Origin of the sequence: Mesorhizobium sp. M7A.F.Ca.AU.001.01.1.1, assembly GCF_004022735.1 — a bacterium.
Lineage (GTDB): Bacteria > Pseudomonadota > Alphaproteobacteria > Rhizobiales > Rhizobiaceae > Mesorhizobium > Mesorhizobium ciceri.
This window is the reverse complement of the sequence record NZ_RZPF01000660.1, coordinates 1-3,671: the sequence shown is the minus strand read 5'-3', so window position 1 is coordinate 3,671 and position 3,671 is coordinate 1. Positions and strand designations below refer to the sequence as shown.

Annotated in this window: 1 protein-coding gene; it reads left to right on the top strand. The window is 65.2% G+C overall.

All coding sequences use genetic code 11. From position 1 onward, the window contains the following. Positions 1-192: 192 nt before the first annotated feature. Positions 193-3,671 (top strand): indolepyruvate ferredoxin oxidoreductase family protein (locus tag EN884_RS29275; RefSeq protein WP_164895219.1); only part of this gene is annotated, 3,479 nt, incomplete at its 3' end.

Here is a 3,671-nt window from a genome sequence, read left to right as displayed (position 1 = left end):
GTAATGTTCATGCGCCGGGCAATGTCCGCGGATCGGTTTCATACCCGATTCAGGATGGCCGCGGACTGTTCGTTGCGCGTTGCCTGGCATCTGCGATTTTGTTTGACCTGCCTTGCAAGGGGAGAAAGGATGCGTCATCCGACCCCGACGTTGGCTGCCTGCCCCGCGTGGCCTCCGCAGAGGAAATGCCTGATGACGCTGCACGACGTCGCGCTCGACGACAAGTTCGATCTCGCAAAGGAGCGCATCTTCCTGTCCGGCGCGCAGGCGGTCATTCGCATGCTCTTGATGCAGCGCGAGCGCGACCGTCGCGCCGGCTTGAACACGGCCGGGTTCGTCTCTGGCTATCGCGGTTCGCCGCTCGGCGGCCTCGACATGCAGCTGTGGAAGGCGAAGAAACAGCTCGCCCAGGCTGACATCGTCTTCCAGCCGGGTCTCAACGAGGAGCTTGCCGCCACCGCCTGCTGGGGGGCGCAGCAGACGGAGCTGCTGGGCGAGGGCACTCATGACGGCGTCTTTTCGGTCTGGTACGGCAAGGGACCGGGCGTCGACCGCTCAGGCGATGTGTTCCGCCACGCCAACCTCGCCGGATCGTCGAAGCATGGCGGCGTGCTTGCGCTGATGGGCGACGACCATATGGCCGAATCCTCGACCAACGCGCACGCCACCGAATTCCTGTTCGTCGACACGATGGTGCCGATCCTCAACCCGGCCGGTGTCCAGGAGATCATCGACTACGGGCTCTACGGCTTCGCCATGTCGCGCTTTGCCGGCACGTGGGCGGCGATCAAATGCGTCAAGGACAACATCGAATCGACCGCCTCGGTCGATGCCGCGCTCGAGCGGCTGAACATCGTCGTGCCGGAGTTCGACATGCCGCCTGGCGGTCTCAACATCCGCCACGAGATCGACATGCTCGGCCAGGAAGAGCGGCTGCATGAACACAAGCGCGCCGCGGCCTCCGCCTTCATCCTTGCCAATGGGCTGAACCGCATCGTCTATTCGGGCGGCCGCAATCCGAAGATCGGCATCATCACGCTCGGCAAGAGCTATCTCGACGTTCGCCAGGCGCTGGAGGATATCGGCATCGACGAAGCGGCCGCCAACCGCATCGGGGTGCGGCTGTTCAAGGTCGGCTGCCCCTGGCCGCTCGACCTGCATCACATCGCCGGTTTCGCCCGCGGCCTCGACACCATCGTCGTCGTCGAGGAGAAGCGCTCGCTGATCGAGGTACAGTTGCGCGAAAGCCTTTATGGCACTGCCACCCAACCGGTCATTATCGGCAAGAAGGACGAGCGCGGCGACTGGCTGTTTCCGGCCAAAGGCGCGCTCGATCCCAACGAGATCGCCATCGCGCTTGGCGAGAGGATCGTCAGGACCATCGGCCCGTCCGAAGAGATTTCGGCGCGGGTGGCAAAACTGCGCCAGTTCCAGGCAATGCTCACCGAGGCCACCGACATCGGCTCGCGCACGCCGTTCTTCTGTTCCGGTTGCCCGCACAATTCGTCCACCAAGGTGCCGGACGGCTCGATCGCCGCGGCCGGCATCGGCTGCCACTTCATGGCGCTGTGGATGGACCGCAACACAGTCGGCTTCACGGCCATGGGCGGCGAGGGCGCGCAATGGGTCGGCCAGGCGCCGTTCTCCAAGCGCGAGCACATCTTCCAGAATCTTGGCGACGGCACCTACAACCATTCCGGTACGCTGGCGATCCGCTTCGCGCTGTCGAGCGATGCCAACATCACCTACAAGATCCTCTACAACGACGCGGTCGCCATGACCGGCGGCCAGCCGCACGAAGGCGGCCTGACCGTCGATATGATTGCCAGGCAGGTGCGGGCAGAGGGTGTCGACCGCATTGCCATCGTCACGGATGAGCCGGACAAATATGCTGGCAAAGCCGAATTCCCGGCCGGTGCCACTATCCATCACCGCGACGACCTCGATCTCGTCCAGCGCGAGCTGCGCGACGTCAAGGGCGTTTCGGTCTTGCTCTACGACCAGACCTGCGCCGCCGAAAAACGCCGCCGCCGCAAGCGCGGCACATTCCCCGATCCCGACAAGCGCGTCTTCATCAACGAACTGGTCTGCGAAGGCTGCGGCGATTGCGGCGTACAGTCGAACTGCGTCTCGATCCAGCCGGTCGAGACCGAATTCGGCCGCAAGCGCAAGATCGACCAGTCGAGCTGCAATAAGGATTTCTCCTGCGTCAACGGCTTCTGCCCGTCCTTCGTCACTGTGCACGGCGCCAAGATCCGCAAGGCCGAGGGCCTGGCCGGCAAGGCCGATCCGCTGGAAGGCGTGCCCGTGCCGGCGCAATTCCCGCTTGGCGAGCAGGGCTGGGCGGCGATCATCGACGGCGTCGGCGGCACCGGCGTCGTCACCGTCGGTGCGGTGCTAGGCATGGCGGCGCATCTTGAGGACAAGGGCTGCGGCATGATCGACATGGCCGGCCTCGCCCAGAAGGGCGGCTCGGTGTTCACCCATGTCCGCATCGCTCGTACCCCGGACGACATCCATGCAATCCGCGTTTCGGCGGGGAAGGCCGATCTCGTGCTTGGCTGCGATCTCGTCGTGTCGGGCGCCAAGAAGGTGCTGACCGCGGTGCGCGAGGGCCACACCATCTTCGTCGCCAACACCGCCGAGATCATGCCCGGCGAATTCGCCCGCTCGGCCGATTTTTCGTTGCCGATAGAGCGGCTGAAAAAGGCGATCCGCGCGGCTGCGGGCGACGACAAGGCACATTTCTTCGATGCCACCCGCACTGCCACGGCACTTTTCGGCAATTCGCTCGGCGCCAACATGTTCATGCTTGGCTTTGCCTTCCAGCACAGCGGCCTGCCGCTGTCCGCCGAGGCGGTCGAGAAGGCGATCGAGCTCAATGGCGAAGCCGTGGCGATGAACATCGCCGCCTTCCGCTGGGGCCGTCGCGCTGCCCATCAGCCGGATTTCGTGCGCGGGCTGGTTGCCCAGCCGGGTCCGACCGCGGCTGGAAAGGCAGGCCAGGCCACGGACACCGCCGAGACGCTGGACGACATCATTGCCCGCCGCGTCGCCTTCCTGACCGCCTATCAGAACGCCGCCTATGGCAGGCGTTATGCCGGAAAACTGGCCGCGTTGCGCGCCGCCGAAGCGAAGGCCGTGCCTGGTTCGACCGCGGTGTCGCAGGCTGCCGCCAGGAACCTGTTCAAGCTGATGGCGATCAAGGACGAATACGAGGTGGCGCGTCTTTACACGGACGGCTCTTTCGCCGCCGAACTGGGCAAGCAGTTCCAGAGCTACGAAAGGCTCGAATTCCACCTCGCTCCGCCGATCATGGGCCGTCGCGGCAATGACGGAAGCCCGCGGAAATCGAGCTTCGGCCCGTGGATGATGAAGGGTTTTCGCGTGCTGGCGGCGATGAAGGGCCTGCGCGGCACTGCCTTCGACCTGTTCGGCTACACCGCCGAACGGCGCATGGAGCGGCAGCTGCTGGCGCGGTACGAGGCGGATCTGGAGCTCATCGCCGGATCGTTGGCCCCAGCCAGGGTCGATGCGGCGGTTGCGCTGGCCTCGGTGCCTGCCCTCATCCGCGGCTATGGCCACGTCCGCCAAGCCAGCGCGCAAAAGGCCGCCGGCGAGCGCCAAAGGCTGCTCGAACGCCTGTCGAGTACGCCGGCGCGGCCCGAACT